Origin of the sequence: Pseudomonas sp. WP18, assembly GCF_036689585.1 — a bacterium.
Lineage (GTDB): Bacteria > Pseudomonadota > Gammaproteobacteria > Pseudomonadales > Pseudomonadaceae > Aquipseudomonas > Aquipseudomonas chlororaphis_E.
The window spans coordinates 854,147-879,024 of record NZ_CP144758.1 but is presented as its reverse complement, the minus strand read 5'-3'; the positions used below and the strand labels follow the sequence as shown (position 1 = coordinate 879,024).

At 54.6% G+C, this 24,878-nt stretch carries 22 protein-coding genes; 8 read left to right on the top strand and 14 right to left on the bottom strand.

Translation table 11 applies throughout. The annotated features are described in order from the left end of the window. The first annotated feature begins 15 nt into the window (after positions 1–15). The 7 genes from V5F23_RS03730 (at position 16) to V5F23_RS03700 (ending at position 10,322) form a co-directional block, all read left to right on the top strand. On the top strand, positions 16–1,272 hold the full coding sequence (locus tag V5F23_RS03730) for an integrase domain-containing protein (protein WP_338497634.1): 1,257 nt from the start codon (positions 16–18) through the stop codon (positions 1,270–1,272). 964 nt (positions 1,273–2,236) lie between these two features. After that, positions 2,237–3,634 (top strand): YfjI family protein, encoded by a 1,398-nt coding sequence (locus tag V5F23_RS03725; protein WP_338497631.1) that lies wholly within the window; start codon positions 2,237–2,239, stop codon positions 3,632–3,634. Next, on the top strand, positions 3,618–3,977 hold the full coding sequence (locus tag V5F23_RS03720; protein ID WP_338497629.1) for a hypothetical protein: 360 nt from the start codon (positions 3,618–3,620) through the stop codon (positions 3,975–3,977). Before V5F23_RS03725 ends, V5F23_RS03720 begins: the two co-directional genes overlap by 17 nt. Next, positions 3,955–4,935 carry an integrase domain-containing protein gene (locus V5F23_RS03715; protein ID WP_338497625.1) on the top strand — a complete coding sequence of 327 codons (981 nt, stop codon included), beginning with the start codon at positions 3,955–3,957 and terminating at the stop codon, positions 4,933–4,935. The genes V5F23_RS03720 and V5F23_RS03715 overlap by 23 nt, the downstream gene beginning before the upstream one ends. Next, complete coding sequence (locus V5F23_RS03710; protein ID WP_338497624.1) at positions 4,932–5,228, top strand: hypothetical protein; 297 nt, start codon at positions 4,932–4,934, stop codon at positions 5,226–5,228. The genes V5F23_RS03715 and V5F23_RS03710 overlap by 4 nt, the downstream gene beginning before the upstream one ends. A gap of 560 nt (positions 5,229–5,788) precedes the next feature. Then, positions 5,789–7,567, top strand: a complete 1,779-nt coding sequence (locus V5F23_RS03705) for a site-specific DNA-methyltransferase (RefSeq protein WP_338497623.1) — start codon at positions 5,789–5,791, stop codon at positions 7,565–7,567. Between the two features lie 25 nt (positions 7,568–7,592). Then, a complete protein-coding gene (locus V5F23_RS03700) occupies positions 7,593–10,322 on the top strand; it encodes a DEAD/DEAH box helicase family protein (RefSeq protein ID WP_338497621.1) in 2,730 nt (909 codons plus the stop codon). Between the two features lie 527 nt (positions 10,323–10,849). On the opposite strand, the gene V5F23_RS03695 is transcribed toward V5F23_RS03700, so the two are convergent. The 4 genes from V5F23_RS03695 to V5F23_RS03680 form a co-directional block, all read right to left on the bottom strand. Continuing rightward, positions 10,850–11,677 carry a M24 family metallopeptidase gene (locus tag V5F23_RS03695; protein WP_212803858.1) on the bottom strand — a complete coding sequence of 276 codons (828 nt, stop codon included), beginning with the start codon at positions 11,675–11,677 and terminating at the stop codon, positions 10,850–10,852. Positions 11,678–11,932: 255 nt separating this feature from the next. Next, on the bottom strand, positions 11,933–12,295 hold the full coding sequence (locus V5F23_RS03690) for a hypothetical protein (RefSeq protein WP_053007398.1): 363 nt from the start codon (positions 12,293–12,295) through the stop codon (positions 11,933–11,935). A 668-nt stretch (positions 12,296–12,963) separates the two neighbouring features. Further along, positions 12,964–13,902, bottom strand: coding sequence for an AraC family transcriptional regulator (locus V5F23_RS03685; RefSeq protein WP_123578273.1), 939 nt, complete (start codon positions 13,900–13,902; stop codon positions 12,964–12,966). Positions 13,903–13,925: 23 nt separating this feature from the next. Next, on the bottom strand, positions 13,926–14,759 hold the full coding sequence (locus V5F23_RS03680; protein WP_338497616.1) for an oxidoreductase: 834 nt from the start codon (positions 14,757–14,759) through the stop codon (positions 13,926–13,928). Between the two features lie 466 nt (positions 14,760–15,225). On the opposite strand from V5F23_RS03680, the gene V5F23_RS03675 reads away from it, so the two are divergent. After that, complete coding sequence (locus V5F23_RS03675) at positions 15,226–16,110, top strand: LysR family transcriptional regulator (RefSeq protein ID WP_338497614.1); 885 nt, start codon at positions 15,226–15,228, stop codon at positions 16,108–16,110. A 24-nt stretch (positions 16,111–16,134) separates the two neighbouring features. Here V5F23_RS03675 and V5F23_RS03670 read toward each other — a convergent pair whose 3' ends face one another. The 10 genes from V5F23_RS03670 to V5F23_RS03625 form a co-directional block, all read right to left on the bottom strand. Further along, on the bottom strand, positions 16,135–17,490 hold the full coding sequence (locus tag V5F23_RS03670) for a fatty acid--CoA ligase family protein (protein ID WP_123578274.1): 1,356 nt from the start codon (positions 17,488–17,490) through the stop codon (positions 16,135–16,137). 27 nt (positions 17,491–17,517) lie between these two features. Beyond that, complete coding sequence (locus V5F23_RS03665) at positions 17,518–18,714, bottom strand: cytochrome P450 (protein WP_042728192.1); 1,197 nt, start codon at positions 18,712–18,714, stop codon at positions 17,518–17,520. Continuing rightward, a complete protein-coding gene (locus tag V5F23_RS03660) occupies positions 18,711–19,385 on the bottom strand; it encodes an HAD family phosphatase (RefSeq protein ID WP_042728191.1) in 675 nt (224 codons plus the stop codon). The genes V5F23_RS03665 and V5F23_RS03660 overlap by 4 nt, the downstream gene beginning before the upstream one ends. A 23-nt stretch (positions 19,386–19,408) precedes the next feature. After that, entirely contained in the window at positions 19,409–20,428 is a 1,020-nt protein-coding gene (locus V5F23_RS03655) for a ketoacyl-ACP synthase III (protein ID WP_047738392.1), read from the bottom strand. Next, complete coding sequence (locus V5F23_RS03650) at positions 20,425–20,679, bottom strand: acyl carrier protein (protein WP_042728189.1); 255 nt, start codon at positions 20,677–20,679, stop codon at positions 20,425–20,427. Before V5F23_RS03650 ends, V5F23_RS03655 begins: the two co-directional genes overlap by 4 nt. Before the next feature lie 28 nt (positions 20,680–20,707). Beyond that, positions 20,708–21,412, bottom strand: a complete 705-nt coding sequence (locus V5F23_RS03645) for an SDR family oxidoreductase (protein WP_042728188.1) — start codon at positions 21,410–21,412, stop codon at positions 20,708–20,710. After that, the gene (locus V5F23_RS03640) at positions 21,402–21,707 is read right to left on the bottom strand and encodes a hypothetical protein (RefSeq protein ID WP_042728187.1); all 306 of its coding nucleotides are present in this window, start codon (positions 21,705–21,707) and stop codon (positions 21,402–21,404) included. Before V5F23_RS03640 ends, V5F23_RS03645 begins: the two co-directional genes overlap by 11 nt. Before the next feature lie 21 nt (positions 21,708–21,728). Then, on the bottom strand, positions 21,729–22,529 hold the full coding sequence (locus tag V5F23_RS03635; protein WP_080922005.1) for an AfsA-related hotdog domain-containing protein: 801 nt from the start codon (positions 22,527–22,529) through the stop codon (positions 21,729–21,731). Positions 22,530–22,540: 11 nt separating this feature from the next. Next, the gene (locus V5F23_RS03630; protein WP_042728185.1) at positions 22,541–23,296 is read right to left on the bottom strand and encodes an alpha/beta fold hydrolase; all 756 of its coding nucleotides are present in this window, start codon (positions 23,294–23,296) and stop codon (positions 22,541–22,543) included. Between the two features lie 371 nt (positions 23,297–23,667). After that, positions 23,668–24,861 (bottom strand): MFS transporter, encoded by a 1,194-nt coding sequence (locus V5F23_RS03625; protein ID WP_042728184.1) that lies wholly within the window; start codon positions 24,859–24,861, stop codon positions 23,668–23,670. Positions 24,862–24,878 lie beyond the last annotated feature (17 nt).

The following is a 24,878-nucleotide window of genomic DNA, read 5'->3' as shown; positions in this document are numbered from 1 at the left end:
CCGGAGGTAGCTCTCATGCCTACTCAAGCAACCCGCCTCTCCGACCGCCAGCTCAAAGCGGTCAAGCCAACCGGGAAGGATTTCGTCCTCAGCGACGGTGACGGCCTTCAGCTTCGCGTCAGAGCCAGCGGCTCAATGATGTGGAATTTCAACTACCGCGAACCATTGACCCGAAGCCGTATCAACATGGCCCTCGGTCCATACCCCGACCTCTCGCTAGCCAACGCTCGAAAAAAAGCCGTCGAGGCGCGCGAGCAGCTCGCACTAGGCATTGATCCCAAAGTCCAACGTGATGAGGTCAGGCAAGCCAAGCTTGCTGAGACTGAACACACCTTCGAAAAGGTGGCCACCGCCTGGTTCGAGCTGAAGAAAGACTCGGTCACCCCGGCCTACGCCGAGGACATTTGGCGCTCGCTCTCCTTGCACGTTTTCCCGAGCATGAAAACAACGCCACTCTCGGATATCACCGCTCCAATGGTCATTAAAATCCTCCGCCCAATCGAGGCGAAAGGCAGCCTCGAAACGGTGAAGCGATTGAGCCAACGGCTCAACGAAATCATGACCTATGGGGTGAACTCCGGCCTGATACACGCTAATCCGCTGAACGGAATTCGTGCGGTGTTCAAGAAACCGAAAAAAGAAAACATGGCGGCGCTTCCACCAGAAGAGCTCCCCGAGCTCATGCTGGAGATCGCCAACGCCAGCATCAAACGCACTACCCGCTGCCTGATCGAGTGGCAGTTGCACACGATGACTCGCCCCGCCGAGGCGGCAACTACTCGCTGGGCAGACATCGACTTTGAGCGGCGTGTCTGGACCATCCCACCGGAGCGGATGAAGAAGCGCCGCCCGCACAGCATACCGTTGAGCGATCAAGCCATGTCATTGCTAGAGATACTGAAGTCCCACAGTGGTCATCGGGAATACGTCTTCCCGGCAGACCGAAACCCTCGTACTCATGCCAATAGCCAGACCGCCAACATGGCATTGAAACGCATGGGCTTCCAGGACCGCTTGGTCAGCCATGGCATGCGCTCGATGGCCAGCACCATCTTGAACGAACATGGGTGGGACCCGGAGCTCATCGAAGTGGCGTTGGCGCACGTCGACAAGGATGAGGTGCGCAGTGCCTACAACCGAGCCGACTACATCGAGCGACGGCGGCCGATGATGGCTTGGTGGAGCGAGTACATTCTGAAGGCGTCGACGGGCAATCTCTCGGCCAGCGCGATGAATGTGGCTAGGGATCGAAACGTAGTACCCATCCGATAGGGCGGCGGCAACGGCGACACTGGCGACAGACCGCGTGCCATCTACATCCTTGCCGTCTGAGCGGATGGCGACAGTCGCCAACTCGCCTCGACTTTGGCTTCTCCGGCTAAGCCCGTGAGCATGGGGAGGCTTCGCATCCCCATGCTCACGGGCTAACACTAGAAAAGCGACAAACGGCCACTTTGCCACTGACACCCACCGACTTCCAAAGCACGCCGGAGGTGGAATCTGGCGCATTTCCATGTGCCCTTCACCAATTGACCCGAGCCGCGGTGACCGATAGAACGAAGGTTCAAAGCGCTGCCTTAGGCAGCACCCCAGTTGACCAGAGCCTTCAAGGTCATGCCGCTAACCCGGTGGCTCATCCTAAAGTGCGATTCGCGCCCGGAGGCTCGCACGGTCATTCGCCAGAATGATGGACGCCCTCTAAACAATCCGCCTAGTGCGGCTGCCCGCTAATCCTTTAGCCCTGCAGCAACGAACCTGCTCGGCCAACGTTTTGCGCCAACCGTTCGCCCGTCTCTTTTTCCAGAAAAGAGACGGGCGCTCCTACTACTGCTACAGCCCTCATCGCACATGGCTTTGCGGCAATTCCCCTCGTGACAATCGGCGTGACAAACACCGATGTCACCAGCAACAGCCTTGTAGATGATGGTGCCGCAGACCAGGGAATGGACTGCACCTGACTGACAATCAGGCATGCCCCGGTCATCGCAATGCTGCTTGCGCCTGGCTCAGGATCTCGCGGCACTGGTCTCGTCAGCCAATGCAGCCTCCGCCCGCCCACCGGTAACGGTGCTCAGGAGGTCAGATCATGAGATGCCCTTGCTCCTGGTCGTAAGGAGCCGCCAGTCCCGCGTCAGTGGGCACCCTCACAGGTCGCAGGGGCCTTGATCCCTGATAACACTCAGCATTCTTGGCGGGATGACGTGAGGGAGAGATCGGTAATTTATGGAGGACGGCTATGCAACTGCGCGAAGTACAAGGGCCACCACGCCCCTTGTTGGAACAGCAGATTACGCCCCTACCCTACCCGGTCGCCGCGCTGGGCGATCTATTGGGGCCTGCCGTGGAACGCATGGCCGATGTGATTGGCGTACCTTGCGCCATGGCCGCGCAATCTATTCTAGCCACGGCAGCTTTGGCGAGCCAGGCGCACGCCAATGTTCACCTAGACGGCCGAATCTATCCGTTGTCGCTGTACTTGCTGACAGTGGCTTGCTCGGGAGATCGCAAAAGCGCAGTGGACCATGTTGCGCTGCAGGCCGTCCGCGACTGGGAGAGACAGCAGTGGATCGCCTTTGGCGAACAGCTCAAGGCGCACCGCGCTGCAATGAGTCAAACCACGACGTCACCGGCCTCGAAGAGGTCAGCTCAGGCAGCGCTGGACGCCCAACCTGAGCCTGTCCAACCAAGAATGCTAACTGCTGAGCCAACCATTGAAGGCCTGGTGAAAAGCCTGTGCCATGGCTTGCCGAGCATGGGGCTATTCAGCGATGAGGGCGGGCAGTTTTTGGGCGGCAGCACCATGAGCAAGGACAACATGATCAAGGCGATCACTCACTTGTCGACGCTGTGGGACGGCAGCCCGATTGATCGGTCGCGCGCGATGACTGGAGAAAGTCTGCGTGCCTATGATCGCCGCCTCAGCATGCACTTGATGCTTCAACCCCGCCTGGCAGACCGCTTGCTGCAGGACGCTGATATCAAAGACCAGGGCATCCTGGGACGCTGCTTGATCAGTTGGCCAGAGCGCCTGGTTGGACAACGGCTGTACAAAGCCATCGACCTGACCCGAGATCCAAACGTGCACCTGTACCAGCAGCGCATTGCCGCGCTGATGCAGAAGCCTTGGTCACGCCATAAAGATGGCGGCCTCAACCCTGTAACCCTAGAGTTAAGCCCCCGCGCCCGGGAGGCCTGGGTAGCCATTCACGACACCATTGAATGCGAATCAGGGGAATTCGGCGAGCTGGTTAACGTGCAAGCTGCTGCGAGCAAAGCCGCCGCGAACGTTCTACGCATGGCTGGTGTGATGGCGGTGGTTGAAGAATCGACTGTCTTAGAAGAAATGCACATTCAGCGCGCCTCCACGCTGATGGATTACTACCTGGCCGAGAACCAACGACTGACCGAACAGGAGCCCCTGAATAAGCTTCGCGCAGAGGCCGATTGCCTGCTGCGCTGGTTGATAAAGAAGAACTGGCCACCGTTTCGCCTCCGTGATCTCACGCGCAACGGACCTCGCTTTGCCCGTAAAAGCACGCGGCACACCTTCGAGTTATTGCTGCAACTGGTTGCCCATAACTGGCTGAATAATGTTGGAGACATATTCGAGGTGCGCCATGTTCCGTCTCAATGACGCCGTGCGTCGCTACCAGGCGCAACATCGCTCGTCGACCGAATTGCGGCTTGTCGCCGCCACCGTTACCACTTTGTCGCCACGTGCCAAGCGACATGCAACGGGGGTCGTCGCCACTGTCGCCGCTGTCGCCACTACAACATCTGAGCTCATCGACCTCGCTCAGCTCATCGAGCAGTTGCAAGAAGAAGGGGCTCTGCTGCAACACACCGAAAATGCCATTTTCATCCGCCCAGCACACTGGGGACAGTTGGACAGCGTCAGCGCCCACTGGAAAGCCCTGCTGCTGCACCTACAAACCAACGGTCAAGGTGAAGACAATGGCGCTGGTCGGTCGGCGTGACGGTCGCAACTTTGGCTACGGCCGCCAACTGAGCTATGCCGGTCGGCAGGCATTGGCAGATCTGTTTGCCGGCGGCCACTTCGCCACGGTCAAAGCACACAGCGATCGCTGGCAAGCCTTCGTGCGCTGGTGCCGCTCAGAGAACGGCCCCGGCTACAACGATGCGCGCCAGATCGATAGACAGACGCTACAAGACTACACCGAGTATCTGCGCCATCAGATCCAGCAAGGTGCACTCTGCATCGCCACCGCGCAGAACCGCCTGAGCAGCGTCAACCGCACCCTTGCTGCGCTGCGCGGTGATCAGGATGTGAGGATCGCCAGCCCGAGCCGGGCGTTGGGACAGCAGCGCTCGAGCGTACGCACTCACGCGCCGGATGGCCAAGATCACCAACAGGTGCGGCGACTGGCTGAGGTGCTTGGCGAACAGCAACACGATCGGGTGGCCGCCATAGTCCTTTTAGCTCGAGCAACCGGCATGCGCCTGCGTGAAGCGATCCTGGCTGACCTACCACGCTTACACCGCGAAGCCGAACGCTTAGGCCGCATCAACATTCAGGACGGCACCAAAGGCGGCCGTTCAGGCTCATCAGCGCCGCGATGGGTCGTGGCCAATGAAGCGGTGAGAGCGGCCCTGCAGTTGGTTCGTCAGGCATCGCCGACCGGCAGCCGCAACTTGATAGCCCAAGACGAAAACTACGCCATATTTCTGCACCAAACCGTGCTTCCCGCCCGCGAAACGCTGCATGCACACGGGCTGAAGGGTTTTCATGAACTGCGCGCAGCCTACGCCTGCGAACGTTACGAGCAGCTCACGGGCCACGCCGCACCGGTCAATGGCGGCCACTGCTATCGCATTGACCGTGACCTTGATCAAGAGGCGCGCCAACAAATTAGCCTCGAGCTCGGGCATAACCGGATCGATGTGGTGTCGGCCTACATTGGCGGGAGAACATGAGCAAACCCTTCGATATGACGCTGTTCCTGAGCGGCGTTCTGACCGGCTCGAAGGTCACGCAGCAACGTCACTTACGCCAAGCCAGAATCATGCAAGCTGCCATTCAGCAGCGATGGCAGCGAGACAATCCGTGGACCTGGCAACACAAGCATGTGCGGTGGTTTCTGTATCAGTACCTGAAAGACCATTCCGCTGCCACCCGGTATTACTATCGACTCACCGCTCTATTGGTCTGGAAGCGTTTAGGTAACGATGGAAAACTCCTGATGGATCGCTCAAATCGCGAATATTGAGACTCACATGCCAGCCTTCATCTATCTCAGCGCTAACCCCCTTGCTGACCAACCTCATCTAAGTACACGCGTCAACGGCTGGATACTTCCTATAGCTGAAATGGAGAAGTAGATTCCATGGAGATCTGCCTTCATGCCCATCCGCCTCCCACAAACTGGCTGCTGGGTTACTCGGTGAAATTGTGATCAGGATGGCAAGGTGGGAGACCATCCAACGTTACAGAATCCTCAGCCTTGACCGCTACCGTAGAGGGTTCTCGATCCGAAATCACCCAAAGGTCCGCCCATAGGTGCACGAGCCCTATGCTAGGATGGAGGCACATTGTGTATCCACGGATCTCTATGAAAGCCATTGTGATGAGGATACACGCCGTGCCAGAGCTGCGAGGAGGGTCCATGAACGCATGCCGCCATCAAGGTCTACCAGCGGCTCAAGTAGCCCGCACCTCCATTCCGGAAAATGTTCACAAGCACCGGACACTCGAGAAGAAGTCATTAACGCCTCGAAAATGAGGGTGGAAGACACTAAATCGAGTTAAACAGAAAAGAGCTAATTTGCTATGCCAGTATTGAATTGGGTTGGAAAGAAAAAAGTAGTAAACCATCACCACGAAGTCCCCTTCCGGCTACTGGAAAAAAAATATAGCTTCAGCGCAAATGAAGGTAATCCTAGTAACTCTACTAACAACAGAATTATTCATGGCGATAACCTTGAGGCCTTGAAAAGCCTCCTGCCAGAACTGGAAGGAAAAGTCAAGTGTATTTATATTGACCCACCTTATAATACTGGCAACGAAAGCTGGATATACAATGACAATGTAAACGACCCAAAAATAAGAAACTGGCTTGGAAAACTTGTAGGCAAGGAGGGCGACGACTTAAGCCGTCATGATAAGTGGCTTTGCATGATGTATCCTCGCCTAAAGTTACTCCATCGCCTTCTCTCAGATGACGGGGTTATATTCATCTCCATCAATGACATTGAAGAATCGTCACTGAAGCTTATATGTGATGAGATTTTTGGGCCACAAAACTTTTTAACAAAATTCATCTGGAACTCCGAAGGAAATACTGACAACCAGCTGGAAGTGAAAGTTAATCACGAGTACATTTTGTGTTTTCTAAAAAAAATGCAAAACAAGTCGAAAGCAATAGGAAAAACAATCGACCCCAACACTAGAGAAGATAGCAATCTATGGCAAGGCATCGCTGATAACAATATAAATAAAAATAACCCGTCAAACCCGCCGTCACAGCTTACGCTACCGGTCGGATTCCCATGTATTGAAGACGAACTTTTTTATCCAGCCAAAGCTATTGACTCACTTTTCTTAGAAAAAACAAAACTTGACGGATTTGTATCTGACGAAATTAAATTACAATACAACATCGAGCCACTTTCGGGAATGCCTGTAAAACTCGACGACATGGTTGTCAAAGATGGAAAACTCACCCAGCCATGTAGAATTTACGGCGGCTTTGCTAACGAGAAAAAATTACGCGCCTTTATCCAAAATAATTTAAATCCGGTCCTTGATGAGGACGGGGGAAAACTAGAGTTTTATTTAAACAAAAATTGTGCAGTCCGCTACAGAAAAGAAAACAACAAGCCAAGTAATATTCTTTCTGTACTGAGGGGTTTTGGGACGACGGAAAAAACCCGAACAGTGTTGAAAAACGCTGCCATCAGTTTCAACTACCCTAAACCTGTAGAACTGATTCAGTATCTTCTGGAGGTCGGTGCGGAACCTGAAGACTCCATAGTTCTAGATTCATTTGCAGGAAGCGGCACGACTGGAGAGGCAGTGCTAAGATTAAATCAAAAAGACAGAGGACTTAGAAGTTTTATATGTATAGAAATGTTGGATTACGCCGAAAACATTACGTCAAAACGAATCCAAACCGCGGCCAACGGCTATACCACTAAAAAGCATGCCAAAATAATTAAGGGCGTCGGCGGCGGGTTTAGCTATTACACTTTAGGGCTCCCCCTGTTCAAAGAAGATAATACACTAAACGAAGAGGTAGGAGAGGAACATATTCGCGACTATGTTTCTTATGCTGAAAGCATTCCATCCGACGCCAGGCACGGAATTGACAATCCGGTTAGCAAGTATGCTCTAGGCGCTAGCGACACAGCACTTTGGCTATTTTTTTACGAGCGCCAAAAAGTAACAACTCTTGACTTGGACTTTCTAACCACCCTTAATATAAGATCGCTTCCAAAACGACCAGAGCACTTCATTATTTACGCTGACAAATGCGCGCTAGATAAAGACTTCCTGCACAAACACAGCATCACATTTAAACGTATACCGCGTGACATTACGCGCTTCTGACCACATCGGCACGAGACAATAAACAATGGAACTAAAAGACTATCAGGCCGATGTGCTCAGCGACTTAAGCACCTATTTGCAAACACTACTCGACTATAAAGGCCACCTGGGCAACGCATTTCATAACTATTGGAAAAATCGAGGAATACTTAATCAAGCATATAAAAATAACGTCCAGGAAGTACCACATGTTTGTGTAAAAGTCCCAACAGCGGGGGGCAAAACCTTTATTGCGGTCAATGCTGTTGAGCGAATATTTACGGCCTTTTCGGAATATAACCCTACTAGAGTGAAATTAGTAGTTTGGCTGGTACCCACTCTATCCATACTTGAGCAGACAGTAAAAAACCTTACCAATATTGACCACCCCTATCGACATCGGCTAAACGATCTCTTCAATGGGCGCGTGCAGATCTACGAAAAGTCCGAGGTCCTCCAAGGCGCCGATTTCAATTCGGATACTGTCCGAGAGCAATTATCGATAGTAGTCATGTCTTTTGACTCGCTAAAAGCAACGAATAAAGAAAACCGTAAAGTCTTTAAAGAAAATGGGTATTTAGCTTCATTTCTCAGCCATGACGAACATCAGGTAGAACCGTTAAAGGGAACCGATCCATCAGCCTTGATTAACGTAATACGCAACCTCAACCCGGTCGTAGTAGTTGACGAAAGTCATAACGCAGAAAGCGACTTATCTGTCGAGATGCTTCGGGACCTAAATCCATGCTTTATCTTCGATCTGACAGCCACACCTCGAGACAATAGCAATATCATAAGCTACGTGGATGCGCTACGTCTAAAAAAACAAAACATGGTTAAATTGCCGGTAATCGTGGCAAATCAGCACAGCCAAGAAGATGTGATTATGGCTGCGTTGAATATGCGTAGACAACTAGAGCAATTTGCAAAAAAAAACGAGGCCAGTGGCGGCCAATACATACGACCTATAGTTCTATTCCAAGCGGAACCCAAAAACAAAGATGACACCACGACCTTTGAGAAGGTCAAGCAGGTTCTGCTTGACCTGAGCATTCCAGCTGAGCAAATTGCGATCAAGACTGCTAATATCAACGAACTGAAAAATATTGATTTACTAGACCGTCACTGCCCAGTTAGATATATCATAACGGTAAATGCTTTGAAGGAGGGCTGGGATTGTCCGTTCGCCTATATCCTCGCCACACTTGCGAATAAATCATCTGTCATTGATGTAACCCAAATCTTAGGGCGTGTCCTCCGCTTACCGCACACTCGCAAACATAGCATTGAACTTCTTAACTTAAGCTATGTATTTACAGCATCAAGCAACTTTCAAAGCACTTTGAACCAAGTAGTTTTAGGCTTGAACAAGGCCGGCTTCTCAAAAAGAGACTATCGCGAGGCTGATCTTTCTAACTTACCTCTTATTAGCGGCGGGTCTCCTCCCACTCAACTAGGAGAGCCTAACGATTTATTTAATTCCATTTCCACAAATGAAGCCTATAAAGATCAGGCTCCTAGTGATTTCGGATTGGACGGGACGAAACTGGACCCCGCTTGGGAAGACCAAGCAGTTCAGAACGCAGATACTAACGCCCAAAAGCTAAACGAAGATGGAAGTTACTCAACCTCTGTCTCGGCTCAGACTGATATTGTAGAACATATCAAATCAGAGGCTATGCGCCAAGCTCAAGAATTCGAGGAACAGGTAAAAAAAGCAGATGGAGAGCAATGTCCAGATGAGCTGTTGTCGCATATGAACGAACATAAGATGAAGCCAATATTTGAGGCGTCCGCGCAAGCCATCAAATTACCTCAATTCTTTCTGAAACTTGCATCAGAAGGAGGATTTTTTGAGACTAGTGACGAATGGCACAAATTAGCTAAAGAGAATTTACTTTCTGACTTCTTGCTTTCCAACTTAGATTCGAACGTAAACTTTGCTGCAGTGGAGTCGGACATTTACTCTGTAGATGCGGAAGAAATCGGCAATGGCGAAAGCGCGCCGGCTTTCAAAGCGGTAAAAAAGACAGAGAAAGAGAAACTTAACCAGATAATCAAGAATCAATCGTCCTCCGGACAGATTAAGTCGATTGTCGGACGTTTATTCAGCCTTATCGGCAAAAACAGCTTCTACCCTATAGAAGACACTGACATCAAGCGATACCTTACTCGTATTGTGGAAGCAATGAGTGCTGATCAACGCGCTGACTGCCTCGAGCGAGACTATGCTTACATAAAAGCTATTAAGACTAAAATCCAAGGGCTTGCAAACGAATTTGCCGCTAAAGAATTCGAAAAGTGGCTTACCACACAGAAACTAAGATTACAGCCGAGTTTCTCGCTGCCAAAAACTATCGTTCCAAGTGATAATGCACACGCAATAAGCAAGAGCCTTTATGTGACCGAGGCAAGCATGAACTCACTGGAATCCAAAATAATTCAAAGTGTTGCCGAGTTGGAAAATGTAATTTGGTGGCACCGCAACCTAGAACGTGGCAAGGGATTTGTTTTGAATGGATTCCTGAATCACTACCCCGACTTCATTGTACTCACTGCCAATAACAATATTATTGTCATCGAAACAAAGGGGGACGACCGAGACAACTCTGACTCTAAAGAAAAGTTGACTCTTGGGAAAATATGGGAAGCTCAAGCAAACCAGATCTCCCATGAGACCGGATATCGCTATCACTACATGATGCTATTTGAAAAGAATCCGATAGATAAGGCTTTTTTAACTGGCGACGCGCTAAAACTAATAGCCAGACTTTAAGTGCCTGAACCAGGTGGAATCATGCCGTTGAGATATGGTTGATCTTATAGAACAATACCGATCGACGGCCTGACTCCAATACTGATAAATTCAATAAATTTCCACCAGGCCCGTTTTGGCTAAGTAGTAGTCAAAGGTATCGCCAAAGAGTCGCTGAGAGCAGATTAAGGCTGTCCTACGAGGGTCGTATTTATCCAGTGCGTTATGCAGCCATGTGCCGATCTCTACCTGGCACCACCGTTGGCCTGCAATCATGGTTACGAAGAGTGCGGACCAATCGCGACGTGGACGACAAGCAAGGGAACGGTATTCCATGTGGTATCCCAATAGATACGCTTCGTTACAATTAATCCTGTAATTCAATAAGTTACTTATTCGATTCAAACTCCCCCGGCTCAGAAATCAATGCGCCTCACGTCATCAAGCTGCTCAGGCAGGCTCCTCGGATGAGAGTGTACTCAAGATAGAATTTCGACCGGTTCGTTGGCGTACTTCGGATACCTCCTCTACTACTTGGCGAACGGCGATTAGTCGACCAATCTACTCAGCAGCCGGTGCCCGTCAACCGTCACCTCCACCATCGCCGACAGCATGACGCTGTCCGCGCCGTCTTGGGTGAGGACGGTCCAAAAATCAGGCGGCTGGTACCGCACCCCGAAGGCGCCAGCCTTCGCGATCACATAAACATTCAGCACCTGCCCGGGTTGCATGAGGGTGTCATCGTTAACGTTGCCCTTGTAACCCAGCACCTGAGGCTTCTGAACCCGCGCCTGCCCCATGGCGTAGCCCGCCAATTCATGAATCGCGACCGCCTGGTTGGCATCAAGCACCTGTTGAATGGCCTGGCCCACATTGAACAGCCGCTCGCCAGCACGAACCTGATCAACGCCACTGCGCAATGCGCTACGGGCTGTTGCCAATAACTGACGCTGCTGTTCGGTCGCGTTGGGGGTGGCGAATGTCCATACCTGGGCGACATGGGCCTGGGCCGATGCGGCAATCAACTCAACTTTTACTAAGGCTGCGGTCGGGAACGGCGTATCAGTAGGCAGTGCGTTACCCACTTGGTTATTCACCGAAACCGGCACCGCCGCCGTATAGCCTTTGTAGCCCACCAGCATTGGCAGCCAACCGTAACGTTCGAATTGCTTCAACACATAATCTTGAATCGCCGCACCGCTGCCGCCTTCTCGGATCATGGGTTTGACCTGGAGTAACAAGTCACTGGCCAAAGGTGCGAGCCGCGCCTCCTCAGCAAGAATTGTCGCGCTATCCAATTGAGTGATGCCAATCGCACGGGCGCTATTAGCGTTGGTGTAGTGCTCAAGCGACGACTCTATGGCGAAAACATTCATGCAATAGAGCAACAGCAGTATCCCAATACTTCTCAACACTTAGCTCCTTGGCTAGACGGCTCTGAAAAATGTATTTTCCGAGACAATTGTAAGGGCTCGCCCGCTCTGCAATACCGTTGTGTGGCGTCGACCGGTTGAATCCGTAACCTAAAGCAGCCCTTCAGGACGGTCCTGCACGGGACTATGATTGGATTTTTTGGCGATCTGTCGCTCTCAGTGTCCTGAAGAGTAAAACTCGCCGTCATCACCTTGTACTCATCGCCAAAACTTCCACCAAGGACGAGCTCGTTCCTCATCCATCGTTGTGCTTGCCTGCCTGTAAACAGCAGTTGCGATCGCATGAGTCTGCGCCGCCATCTCATCTAACCAATCTTGAGGCCCGATCCAATGATCGTGAACTGCCTCCAGAAACTCTCGATCCAAAGGCAGCTCGGAGGCATCGCCAACGACCGTGCTGAAAGCCTCGCATTTTGGACACCATTCCGTGGTCTCAGTAAACCGTGTCACATCAGAAGCAGGAAATACCGCATAGCAACCAAAGCAAGCGCAATCGTTGCTAATGAGGATTTCTGCCTGATTGCGGTTCGCATGATCATGCGCGCTGTAAGTGTCGGGCATTCATACCTCCATCGTAGTGCGTCAGATTAGTTGAGCAGCGATCACAAGGCAGTGAGGCGATTAAACTGCTCTACCGAAGGAAATCCTAATGTCCTATAGCGAGGTGGATAGCCAGCTTCTGTAGTCGGATCAAGGAGATCAAATTTTCCTCAAGGGTTCACGGACGACGGTGCGCGTATCGCGCTTTGCCCATCGCTACTTCACTACAGTGCGAGGTGCCGAAGGCGGCACATCAGCTAGCGGGAGCCGGCTCATTAATCCCAGCTCAGAAAACGTATATCCAGCAAAGAAACATTTACGATGATCAGTGCAAGCAGGCCAAAGCCCTATGCATGGGCTACGTCATCATTTTGCACAGAGCCGTTACTTAGCTTTGACAGGGTGGTAGGCACCGGCGGCAGGAGGAATCTCTTCCAGAGAATTGACCCCAGTGCAGCGTTCTGAAGACCGTATTGCTCGACAAATTATCAGCCGTGAGCTCGGGCATGAGAGAGCACAAATCACTGCGACCTAACGAAACGGAATACTTGTGAGGTACCTGATACGGCACTAGCGTCCTTTATCCCTGCACACCAGCAGCCACTTGCAAGCTGGTAACCGTGTTGAACAAAGCAATCTACCGCGCCTCGTCGACGTGCGACGACAGCCCTGGCCAACTCACCCGATGCCTAATGCGACGCCACATAAACCGACGCCCCCACCGGCGCCGGCAACGCATACGTCGCCTTCATCCACTGCACCTCGGCCTGAGGCGTTCGCCCAAACAGGCGCTTGAACTCACGGCTGAATTGCGAGGCGCTTTCGTAGCCCACGCTGAACGCCGCCGCCCTGGCGTTCATGGCGTTGCGCAGCATCAGCAGGCGCGCCTGGTGCAGGCGTGTCGACTTGAGGTATTGCATGGGCGAGGCGTCTGTCACGCTGCGAAAGTGCAGGTGGAAGTTGGGCACGCTCATGTTGGCTTCGCGGGCGAGAGTCTCCACATCCAGGCGCTCTGGGTAGCTGCTGTGGATCTTGCGGATCGCGCGGGTGATCTGGCCGAAGTGGCCCTGGCGACTCAGCGCCGCACGCATCGAGCCGCCCTGCTCGCCGGTGAGGATGCGGTAGTAGATTTCCCGCACCAGCGCTGGGCCGAGAATGTGCGCGTCACCCGGTGTGCTCATGGCTTCAAGAAAGCGCAGCGTCGAGGCGCACAAGCCCTCGTCCATGGGCGAGGCGTACATGCCCTTGGGCGGGGCATCGCTCGGGCCGAGGGCTTCGTCGACCTGCAACATCAACTCGCTCGCCAGCTGCAGGTCCAGGCGCATATACACCGCCAGCATGGGCTGCGCCTCGCTGGCGTCGGTCTCCATGGTGAACGGCACGGGAACGGACACCACCAGATAATGCCGGGCATCGTAGACATAGACGTCATCCCCCAGGTAACCGCGCTTGCGGCCCTGGCACAGGATCACGATACCGGGGTCATACAAGACCGGCGTGCGGCTCAATGGCCGGTTCGAACGCAGGAAACGCACGTCCTCCAGGGCGCTGAGGTTGTAGCCTTCCACCGGCGCCAGCCGCTCCATCAACGTCACCATGCGCGCGGTGCGCGGATCAGCCTCGGTCATCCACTTCTCCTTGCGCGGGTCGCTCAGCCGTCGGTCGAACGGGTCAGCGCCTCCCACTGATCAATCTCCCTGGCCGCACGACTGAGCTTGTCGCGCACCAGGTTCAAGGCGTCGCTGCCCAGCAGCAAGTGGGCAGGCGGGGTCGGGCTGGCGATCACCTGCAACATCGCCCGCGCCGCTTTGTGCGGGTCGCCGAGTTGCCTGCCGCTCTTCTCCTGACGCGCCTGGCGAACCGGGTCAAAACTGGCATCGTAGTCGGCAATGCTGCGCGGGGTGCGCTGCATCGAACGACCGGCCCAGTCCGTTCGAAACGAACCGGGCGCGACGGCCGTCACGAAGATGTTGAACGGTTGCAACTCCTTGCTCAGGGTATCGGAGATCCCCTCCAGGGCGAACTTACTCCCGCAGTAGTAGGCGATGCCTGGCATGGTGATGGTGCCCCCCATCGACGTGATGTTGAGGATATGCCCGGCGCGGCGCTGGCGGAAATAGGGCAGGAACGCCTTGGTCACCGCCACGGCACCGAACACATTGACGTCGAATTGACGCCGCATCTCTTCCAGCGGCGACTCTTCGAAAATACCCTCGTGGCCGTAGCCGGCATTGTTGACCAGCACATCGACCGGGCCGTGAGCGGCTTCTGTGGCGGCGACCACGCTGTCGATCCGGGCGAAGTCGGTGACATCCAAAAGAACGCCGTGGGCCCGCTCGGCAGACAGTTGCTCGAAAGCCTGCAAGGCCGCCTCGCTGCGCACGGTGCCGATGACCCGGTGCCCGGCCGCCAGGGCTTCCTGGGCCAAGGCGTTGCCGAAGCCGCTACTGACGCCGGTGATGAACAGGGTTTTTATACCATTCATGACGAACTCCCATCGGTTGGTGTGCGCCATGGTAGCCATCGGCAGGCGCCTCACCTATGCCGATTTGCCTTGCAGCATTGCCTATTCCTATCAGGCAAAGAACACCGTGGCGAATGCCATGGCCGGCAAATTTGCCTTGGTGTCTGATGCCCGAAAACAATGCGATTCAATATCAACTATGTAGTTTCCGGATGCTGATGCGCAGCAACGACACACGGGGTGAAGCCCTCCCCGCCACCCAACCCACCTCCACATCCACGCTTCCCGACAAAATGGTTGCTCTCTTAGTGACGTCACGGCAGACTTCAAATCGATAAACAGGTGAAGAAATACTGTTTAACTCCTGGGAAAAGCGCCGATGCTTCCCCTTTTTGACCCGTTGGATCTGAAGCCTCAATAGATCTGTAGCGATCGACCCCTCCCCAAAAAAAGTGGGCGGACACGGAATATGGATAATCTGAGCGGGTTGATTGCCTTTGTGCGGGCAGCGGAAAATCAAAGTTTTACCCTGGCGGGCAGGGCACTGGGCATCTCGTCTTCTGCCGTGGGCAAAAGTGTCAGCCGTCTTGAAGAGCGGATTGGCGTGCGCTTGTTCCATCGCAGTACCCGACAGATCAGTCTGACCAGCGAAGGCTTGGACTTTTTTGGTCGCTGCCGGACCTTGCTTCAGCAATTGCAGGATGCCGAGGCTGCGCTTTCCCATTCCAAGACCCGTCCCAGGGGGCGTCTGCGGATCAGTTTGCCCGCCGTGGGCTATCGGCTGATCTCAGGAATGTTGCGCGAGTTTTACCAGCGCTATCCCGAAATCGAACTGGACCTGGACTTCAGCGATCGACTGGTCGATGTGGTCGATGAAGCCTTTGATGCGGTGATCCGAAGCGGCGAGTTGCCCGATTCCAGCCTCGCGGCGAAAAGAATCTGCACCTTCCGGTTTGTTTTGTGTGCAGCGCCCGACTACCTACAACGCTACAGCACGGCAAAGAACGTCGAGGATCTCCAGCATTACAAGGGGATCGCCTACAAATTCCCCTCCAACGGCAAGCTTCAGCCGTGGTGGCTGAAGGTCAATGGCGACACCATCAAGATCAGCCTGGAAACCACCGTGGTCATGAACAGTGTGGAAGCGGTCCTGGCAGCCTGCCGTAATGGCTTGGGCCTGGCCTATCTGCCTGACTTCGTCATCCAGGAGTACCTGGCCAGCCATGAACTGATCAGGGTATTGCCCGAATTGAGCCTGGAGGGGGACTTCTGGATCGTCTGGTCGCCAAGCCGCCTGCTGTCCCCCAAGACCCGCGCGTTCATTGATTTTCTCGGTGAAACACAGCTGATAAGCAGCCCTGAAGGTGGCTGATCGCTCCTTCAGGGCACGCCGCACTCAATCGATCAGCAGCTTTTTGAAACGCGTCGAATATTGGATGGCGTCCACCGACTTCAAGCGTACCGGTACCTTGTAGGCGTCCATCAGCCGCCGGGCAAAGTGCCGGATATCGCGCAGCACCGTTGCCGTCGAGTCTCCGTAGTCGCTGTCGAGGACGATGTGCGCGGCGACGAACTGGCCGGTCAAGCCGTTGGCCTCACCGTACGCCTTGCAATCACGTACCTGTGGATGACGAAGGAGCACGGATTCGACTTCCGCCGGATAGACCTTCTCGCCTCCGACGTTAATGATTTCCTTACTGCGACCGAGGATTTTCAGGTAACCGTCGGCATTGACTTCCACCAGGTCGCCGGTTTTGAACCAGCCGTCTTCGGTGAAGCTGTCCATCGAGTGGTTCAGATAGCCCATGACTTGCGTCGCACTGCGCAGCCAGAGCTCGCCGTCGACGATCTTGTGCTCACTTGATCCTTCTTGAAAGCGCATGTACAGACTATCGGACGACAACGAACTGGTGTTGATGATACCTGTTTCGCTGGTACCGAATGTCTGCAAGAACTTCACCTTGGGCAGGCGCTCACGCAGTTTGAGCAACAAGCTCTCCGGCATCGGCTCCGTGCCATAGGTGATCATGCGCAAACTGCTGAGGTTGTAGGTATCGAGCACTTGGTTGATCAGCATCAGGTTCAAGAAAGTGGGTGAAGTCGGCAGCACGGTAATGCGGTGCTTTTCAATCAGGCTGGCAACGGTGTCCGGCGTTTTGCTGGCGGCGATCGTGGCCGTTCCGCCAATGGAAAGAATGTTCAACAGCGTATTGATGCCACCAATATGATCGAACAAAAGGAACAGAAAGATATCGAGACGACGCGATCGCTTATCGGCAAACTCACCCACTAATCGGTCGAGGTCGTGCAACATCGCCTTGGGTTTGCCAGTGGTGCCGCTGCTGAACAGAATCAGGCCCGCATGCGCCTGTTTTTTAAGCTCACCGATCATGGGGTTTTGCGGAGCTTGGGCAACGGTACAAGCCCGGATCTGGCGGGCTTCGATATCAATCACGAACTCGGGGTTTGCCGCCGCCTGCTTGTTTTGAATTTCCGCCGGGTTTTCAGCGGTGTTCAGGGCAATAATGTTGCCGTTCTGGTACAGCGCCAGGAACAGCGCGATGCCTGTGAACGAAAAGTCCCCATTCATGAAAACCACCGCTTGCCTGGCCACGCCATGACCGGCGAGCCACTCCAATTGGACACCGATTTCGTCGTTCAACTGGGCATATGTGTAGGACTGTTCAGGGTCATTCAGAAAGATCTGATTCGAAAACTGCGCAAATCCGTTTATCAGCGGTTTAAAGATCATGGCTTTTTTCCCTTGATTGAAATGGCATCAGAAACGCACGGGCAGTTCGTCGGGGCGGCGCAGCACCGTACCGTTGATCCAGCGGATCGACGTCGGGTCACAGGCCAGTTCCAGGTCGGGTAACGCCTGTACAAGGGTCGACAGCACCGTGGCTATTTCCAGGCGTGCCAGGGCCGGCCCCATGCAGCTGTGGATGCCATGGCCAAATTGCATATGCGCAGCCTTGTCCTGACGCTCGGGATTGATCAGCAAAGGAGCGTTGAACACACTGGGGTCGCGGTTGGCGAGGAACACGTTGGCATACACCGTCGTATTCGCGGCAATCACACCGCGGCTGGTTTGCAGAGCCTGGGTGGTCATCCGCGGGAACGCCGATAGCTTGCCAATGGGAATCAATCGAATGAGCTCTTCGATCAACTGCGGTGCGCGATCGGGGTTTTCGCGCAGGTACCGCCAAAGCGACGGCGCGCACAACAAGGTGTAGAGACTTTTAGTCATGACGCTCAAGGCGTTATGGTCGCCCCCCAACAGAATCCCCAGCAGCACCCCGACAAATTCCCGATCGCTCAGCGGGTCTTCCAAGGTGTGGCGCTGGTCGACATATTGGCGTATAAATCCGTCCGGATGTGCCTCCCGGCGGCCCTGCACAAAGTCCAGCATGTAATCGAAACTGGCTTTGACCGCCACCTCGATGCCCACGATATCGTCCGGCGGTGCCGATTGAATCATCTGGCTCCAAGGCCGGAACAGCAGCCGGTCTTCTTCGGGAATGCCCAGGATGTGACACACCGTCGATGACGTCAGCCGCTCCAGCACCGAAGCAAAAAGGTCCGGCGGCGTCCCCCCTTGGCGCATCTGCTCGATGCTCTCGACGGTTACCGTGGTCACATGCTGGCGCACACTCTCCAGGCCACGTTTGCTGAAAGCCCGCGTGACGGTCGCGCGCGAACGCATGTGGGCCGGGTTGTCCAGGTTGAGCAACAGTTCCGGTTGAGTTGGGCCAGGGAGAAAAGTCGGGCCGTCTTCGATGTTGCACAGGGTTCGACTGATGCTCGGGTCAGCCAGAAATGCCTTGCAGTCGGCGTATCCGGTCAGATGAATGGCGACGTGCCCGCTGGGCAACTTGATCTGCGGCAATTGATCCTGCCAGCCCACGGCCTGGTAATAGGGTGCGGCATCGAGGTTGGGGATATCCAGCACGCTGGGATGGACGCGCATGTTCATCGGGCACCTGCCTGTGCACGGGGTTGTGCCTCGTCGATGAGCGCACGCACGGCTTGCTGGGTCTGGTGGCTGTCGACAAACAGAATGGCGTGCCAGCCGGCGGCTCGCGCGGCTTCGCAGTTTTCCTCGACATCGTCGATCAGCACGCAGCCGGCGGCCGGTACACCGATCCGATCGGCGGCCAGGGCAAAAATCTTCGGGTCAGGCTTGCGCAGTTTGACCTTGCAGGAATCGACGATGCTGTCCGCGACATCATCCAGGCCCACCATGCGCCGCCAAGGTGTCTCCCACTCCACGACGTTGTTGGTAAGGATGCACGCCTTGAGGCCAGCGGCTTTCACTTCATGGAAAAGCTCAAACATGTGCTCGTTGACGCTGTGCGGGGAAAACCACTGCTCGCCATGGTTATCGAAATCGCAACGGCTCAAATCGATTCCCGGATACAGCTCGGACAATGCCTTGCTCATGCCCTGCCCCCATTCGACCTGGGTCATCATGGCCAGCTCGATGGGCGCCTGGAACTGCACATTCAGCGGCTTGGCCACGGCGTGCATGGCGGCCTCCATCTGAATGCGGCTGATGCCGGTATTTTGCTGATAGACGCGGTACAACTCGTCGATGGAAGGCGACAACACACCACCGAAGTCGAACCAGATTGCTTGGATAGTCATGGGATCTTTCCTTGATTGTCAGCTCAGTTAGGGAAGGCGGGTACTGTTACGGGCGCGATAATGTGGGCATCGCGCAGGGATAAACGGGCCGTTCCGATGGACAACCCGACGCCAAAGCCACAGGCAATCAGGTTGTCCTGCCGTAAATCCTCGCGGCCGTGCCGCTTGCAGATCATCAGCGGGATCGACGAAGGACCGGTATTGCCCACGTCGGCCACTTCGATGGGGACCTTGGAGGACGCGACACCCAGTTTTTTGGCCAAATAATCGAGCATGAACTTGTTCGCCTGATGCAGCAGGAAGAACGGCACACGTTCAGGGTCGATACCTTGGTCGCGAATGAAGGCGTTGATCGCCGACGGCACTTTCTCCAGGGCAAAGTTCATCACTTGGCCACCGTCCATGTGCAGCCCTGCGGCCTGTACCCGGCTGGTGGCGCTGGGCGTGTAGTCCAGAGTCGTGTTGAGGTATTGCGCGCCAGCGCCATCGGTCGTGAATGCAAATCCGAGCGTCTGATCGCCGTCCTCCAGCAGCGTGCACGTCGCTGCATCGCCGAAGACAAGCCGCACGTGCCGGTCTTCAGGGTTGAGCAGTTTGCTGATCACATCGCCGGTACACACCAGCACCCTGCGGCAACCGCCGGCCTTGATCAGCATGGCCGCCTGAAAGAGGCCATAGATGTAGCCGGAACAACCGAAGTTGAGGTCGAAAGCCGCGAGCGCGTTTCCCAACCCCAAGCGATCCGCCAGCAAGGCACTGCTGGCCGGCATCAGGCTATCGGGCGTCTGCGTGACGAGCACCAGGCCATCGATGCTGGCGGGGTCGATGTCCGCGGCATTGAACAACGCCTGGGCAGCCGCAGCGCAGAGGTCCACCGTCGACAAGCGGTTAGCCACCCTCACTTGATGGATGCCGGTGCTCTTGGCGATTCGCTGCACCTCTTTTTCACCAAACAACGTGGCGAAATCGTCCAGGGTCATGACGTCTTCAGGGATGGCAGCCGATAGCGCGCGGATGGACACTCCATCGATGGCCGCGTTCACGAAGGCTCACCGACACGAACGTGCGCCGCATCGGCCTGGATGGCGTCGAACAGCTCTCCAATGGTTTCCACCTCATCGAGCAGGGCCGGACTCAAGGCAAAACCAAACTGGTCATTCAACACCCCCAGCAGCGTGACCTTGGTCAACGAGTCCCAATTGCTCAGGGGATGCAGCAATACATCGGCTTGAAGTTCCGATTCGCGCAGTTCCAGGAGTTCTGCGAGTTCTTTCTTGATGGCGTCCAGGTTCATGGTGAAGTCCTTTTGCAGGAGAGCTGAGTTAGAGGCCGCCGAGATACACGACTTGGCCGGTAATGAAATGGCTGCGCGAAGACAGGAAAAAGTCCGTCACATTGGTCACGTCGTCGAACGTGCCGAAGCGCTTCAGCGACTGCTGCGCCAGCAGGTCCTTCATTTTTTGTGCGGGGATGACCCGCGTCAGATCGGTATCGATCGGCGTGGGGCCCAGCGCATTAACGGTGATGCCAAAACTGGCCAGCTCCTTGGCCATTACGCAGGTCAGGGTCTCCACAGCGGCTTTGGAAGCGGCGTACAGCGCCTCTCCTTCCAGCTTCAGCGGCTTGGCCACCGTGGAAAAATTCACAATGCGTCCCTGACGCCCGGCGCGCATGAGCTTTGCCGCTTCCCGGCTGAGCAGGAATGTGCCCAGCACATTGGTTTGCATGATGTTTTGCGCGGTTTTGTAGGGCGTCAGCAGCGAGTGATTCATGCTGGCGATGCCGGCATTGTTGATCAGGTGATCAAGCCGGCCGCAGGTGCCACGCACGTGTTTCATCAGCTCGCCGATGGCCTGCTCATCGGCCACGTCCGCAATAAAGTGGTCGTAGCTTGAATGGGTAAGATCGCTGGATGAACGGCTGCAGCCGATTACGCGATGCCCCTGAGCAAGGTAATACTCGGCCAGATGCCTGCCGATCCCCTTGCGTGTCCCCGTGATAAGCGTGACAGGCTTTTTATCGTCCATGGGGCACCTGAGCATTCAGTTCAAGAATGTAATTGGCGAAGGTGCTTACCGACTGGAACGGACTGCGCTTGGGGGACATGGCGCTGTCGTTGACCAGCGTCATCTTGACCCCCAGCTGTTCCTCAAGCATCTGCTCGACGTCAATCACAATGGACACCAGGCTCATCGAATCGAGGACACCGCCGGCACCGTAGAGGGCGGTGTCTTCGCCTTGTTCCAGGCTGATGGGCTGGGCGAGACTGTGGTTTTCATTTTCAATCGCATTATAAATAATGCTGAGAACTTGCTCTTTCATAGGGACTCTCTCAAAAGTGGATCAGGCGAGACGCTTGACGAATTGATGAAGAAGTTGCGCTTCCTTGAGTTGAAAGTAGCGCGAGTCGATCACCGATAATTCAAAGCCAAGCACCACCAGGCACTGGTTTTGTTGTTTGAACTCAAGGCGGCAGCCAAAACGAAAATTCGAGGCGCCCGAGCGGCGCAGCTCCACCGGAATACACAGGATTTCGGTGTGTATCGGCAGCAGAAAGTCCCGATACGTAACGTCCATTTTGTTGGTCACAAAGTTGACTTTGCCTTTGGCCGCCGGGGTTACGTAATAGGCCTCTGCAACGGCGATGGTCATTTGGCGTGCAGCCTCGATGACCATCATTCCAGAAACATGCTGGCCGGTCAGATGATCGCTTAGTTCAGCATTGGCATCATCGATCATTAACGAAGCAGAATAAGTGCCATTACCATTTTCCCAAGGCGCGGAGATGGCAATGTTATGACTCTTCAATTTGTGCGTAGCACTTGAAGAGGCGCGCGGGGGATGCTCCACCGGAAGGATATTCAATGTCGGCGCCAACGCCTCCTTGAATCCGTACAGCGTGTTTAGTTGCTCATCGGTAACACCCTGACCAACATGTAAGGTCAACTTTTCGCTTTCAGCGAGTTGAGCAACCATTTCTTCGGCCGCTGTCACCGATATAAATAGATTGTCGCTGCACTGACTTTTTATCCTATCTCCCACTACGACGTAATGCCTGGGCGGTTCCTGCTGATGTGAACTAAGCGGGGAAAATCCAGAAAACGGGCACGAAGAAACGCTGCTTGAGACACTGAGCTCTTCCATTTTTTTCACCTTTATAGGCTTACAGAATCCAGGTATTGGGATGAAACAGGCTGACGTGTCACCGGACTGACAGGCTCGGTAATCACTCGGGTGATGGCAGGCACATGTTGGGTGAGGAAAAAATGGTTCCCCTCAAAGAACTCCAGCCGAATAGAATCTTGACTATGCTCCTTCCAGGCCATCACATCCTGAACCGGTGCAAAGGGATCCTGGCTACCGCCTAGAACCGTCATGGGAAGGCTCAACGGCTCGCCCGGAAGGTGCCGGTATGAGGCTGCCGCCTGGAAATCCTTGATCAAGGAAGGCAGCATGCGGTGCTTGGCTGCCGAATCCTTGAACATGAAATCCGGAATAATTCCAAACTTGGCAACCGTTTTAAGGAATACCTCTTCTGAATCGTCTAGTGTTACCTGTGCGCAGTTAAAGAGGTGCGGCGCACGGCAGGCAGCTACCACTAACTTGATCAAATGCGGGCCAAATTCATGCTGGCGACGAGCAACCTCATACGCAACAATGGCCCCCAGGCTGTAACCAAAAACAATGACCTCGCGCGCCGCCAGGTTGTCGATCAACGCAATGACTTCATTTGCCATGGCCTCGACAGTACCGGGTGCCTGCGTGACATCTTTTTGATAGCGACGTTTATAAGTGACACCCGTCACCGGCATGTCAGTACCCACGGCACGTCGCAACGCTTCAAACGACAAGCCGCTGCCCCCGGCGAACGGTATGAACACACACACTTTTTCAGAGTCGATGAGCATCATCGAAGACTCCTTGTTTGAGAGATCAAAAAAAGCTCAGGAAACTAATGTTCGTCCCCGACTGTTCTGCCAAGTTGGAGTCTGCCTGGTTTTCCGAAAAAACCGTTTACTGCGAGCAATTGTATTTCAGAGTATTTCAAAGCGGTTGAGCGTTTTCGGCTCAACTGTCTGAACTATAAGTTCAATATCCGCGCATATTAAAAAGCCATTACAGGAGATGGCGAACGGACGGGTAAAAACATGACAGGAATTTTAAGGGGAGGGAGGTATCACGAAGAACAGCAGATAGCTGTATTGATGCGAGCACCCATACAACTAATCAGTACAAGGAAGGAATAACAAGTTACGAACGTGGACGACCGGTCACTCAATGGCTATACGACCGAAAGTTGTTTGGAGCGCGGCCTTAGGATCGCCAGCAAGGCGACCATTGCCAATACGGCGCACAATAATCCCAGAGTGGCGCATCCGGTCCATCCGAATCGCAGCCAAAGATACCCACCCAAGGCACTGCCAAATGCCCCACCACAAAAATTGCAGACCATGTACACGGTGTTCAAGCGGCTTCGGCTTTCCGGGCTCAGAGAAAAAATCCGTGTCTGGTTGGCCACCTGCCCCAGCTGCAAGGCAAAGCTGAGCAGGTTGGCGCACGCCAGCAGCACAATGAACAGATTGGCCCAGGCCATCGATAAGACGAAGCTCAGGCAACACAGCGCAATAGAAGCGAGGCTGATAGCGACCGTGCCAAACCGTTCACACAGTTTGCCAGCCGCCGGCGTCAGCAACGTGGCGAGGGCGCCCCACAGACTGAACAGGCCGACCTCCGTGGCATTCATGTTGTGGGGTGGCCCCATTAGCTTGAAAGCGATGACCGACCAGAACGCACTGAAGGCGGCAAACACGGCGGCGCCCAAGGCGCAAGACAGGCGCAGCAACGGTTCATGCCAGAAAAGGTGCAGCATCGAACTCAGGAGTCGGCCATAGGCAACCGGTATTCCGGGCGCATGACGCTGAGGCAAAATCCTCGGCAGAACCAGCGCGCACAGGGCCATGACGCAAGCCGCCACCCAATACACCGAGTGCCAGCCAAGGTGATCGGCCAACCATCCAGCAATGGCCCTGGACAGCAGGATTCCGATGACCAAACCCGTTTGTATCCAGGCAATGACGCGACTGCGTTCGCCGGCAGTGGCCAGACCTGCCAGATAAGGGAGCAGTACCTGCGGAATGCAGGTACCCATGCAGATCAGGAAGCTGACGCCCGCCAGGAACGAAAGTTGGGTGGCTTGGCTGGCCAGCAATAGCATGGCCGCGGTCCACGCGAGCAGCACGCGGCACAGTCGCAAGGGCGCCACCCTGTCGCCCAACGGGACGATCAGCAATATCCCCAGCGCATAGCCCATCTGCGATGCCGTGGCGATCCAACTGGTCTGCCCCGCGTCAATGCTCATCGCACCGGCAAACACCGGCAGCAGTGCTTGGTTAAAGTAAACGTTGGCCACCGACAAGCCGCACAATGCGGCAATGCCCGCCAAAATCAGCGGCGTAAAGTGTGTGTTGGACGACATTACCCATAACTCCAAAG

What these genes read in the sequence shown, in the direction of transcription:
- V5F23_RS03630 (WP_042728185.1), bottom strand. Translation starts at nt 23,296, where the DNA reads ATGATGCTCATCGACTCTGAAAAAGTGTGTGTGTTCATACCGTTCGCC.
- V5F23_RS03635 (WP_080922005.1), bottom strand. Translation starts at nt 22,529, where the DNA reads ATGGAAGAGCTCAGTGTCTCAAGCAGCGTTTCTTCGTGCCCGTTTTCT.
- V5F23_RS03640 (WP_042728187.1), bottom strand. Translation starts at nt 21,707, where the DNA reads ATGAAAGAGCAAGTTCTCAGCATTATTTATAATGCGATTGAAAATGAA.
- V5F23_RS03695 (WP_212803858.1), bottom strand. Translation starts at nt 11,677, where the DNA reads ATGAATGTTTTCGCCATAGAGTCGTCGCTTGAGCACTACACCAACGCT.
- V5F23_RS03725 (WP_338497631.1), top strand. Translation starts at nt 2,237, where the DNA reads ATGCAACTGCGCGAAGTACAAGGGCCACCACGCCCCTTGTTGGAACAG.
- V5F23_RS03660 (WP_042728191.1), bottom strand. Translation starts at nt 19,385, where the DNA reads ATGACTATCCAAGCAATCTGGTTCGACTTCGGTGGTGTGTTGTCGCCT.
- V5F23_RS03715 (WP_338497625.1), top strand. Translation starts at nt 3,955, where the DNA reads ATGGCGCTGGTCGGTCGGCGTGACGGTCGCAACTTTGGCTACGGCCGC.
- V5F23_RS03670 (WP_123578274.1), bottom strand. Translation starts at nt 17,490, where the DNA reads ATGATCTTTAAACCGCTGATAAACGGATTTGCGCAGTTTTCGAATCAG.
- V5F23_RS03700 (WP_338497621.1), top strand. Translation starts at nt 7,593, where the DNA reads ATGGAACTAAAAGACTATCAGGCCGATGTGCTCAGCGACTTAAGCACC.
- V5F23_RS03730 (WP_338497634.1), top strand. Translation starts at nt 16, where the DNA reads ATGCCTACTCAAGCAACCCGCCTCTCCGACCGCCAGCTCAAAGCGGTC.
- V5F23_RS03645 (WP_042728188.1), bottom strand. Translation starts at nt 21,412, where the DNA reads ATGGACGATAAAAAGCCTGTCACGCTTATCACGGGGACACGCAAGGGG.
- V5F23_RS03650 (WP_042728189.1), bottom strand. Translation starts at nt 20,679, where the DNA reads ATGAACCTGGACGCCATCAAGAAAGAACTCGCAGAACTCCTGGAACTG.
- V5F23_RS03680 (WP_338497616.1), bottom strand. Translation starts at nt 14,759, where the DNA reads ATGAATGGTATAAAAACCCTGTTCATCACCGGCGTCAGTAGCGGCTTC.
- V5F23_RS03690 (WP_053007398.1), bottom strand. Translation starts at nt 12,295, where the DNA reads ATGCCCGACACTTACAGCGCGCATGATCATGCGAACCGCAATCAGGCA.
- V5F23_RS03710 (WP_338497624.1), top strand. Translation starts at nt 4,932, where the DNA reads ATGAGCAAACCCTTCGATATGACGCTGTTCCTGAGCGGCGTTCTGACC.
- V5F23_RS03720 (WP_338497629.1), top strand. Translation starts at nt 3,618, where the DNA reads ATGTTCCGTCTCAATGACGCCGTGCGTCGCTACCAGGCGCAACATCGC.
- V5F23_RS03685 (WP_123578273.1), bottom strand. Translation starts at nt 13,902, where the DNA reads ATGACCGAGGCTGATCCGCGCACCGCGCGCATGGTGACGTTGATGGAG.
- V5F23_RS03665 (WP_042728192.1), bottom strand. Translation starts at nt 18,714, where the DNA reads ATGAACATGCGCGTCCATCCCAGCGTGCTGGATATCCCCAACCTCGAT.
- V5F23_RS03625 (WP_042728184.1), bottom strand. Translation starts at nt 24,861, where the DNA reads ATGTCGTCCAACACACACTTTACGCCGCTGATTTTGGCGGGCATTGCC.
- V5F23_RS03705 (WP_338497623.1), top strand. Translation starts at nt 5,789, where the DNA reads ATGCCAGTATTGAATTGGGTTGGAAAGAAAAAAGTAGTAAACCATCAC.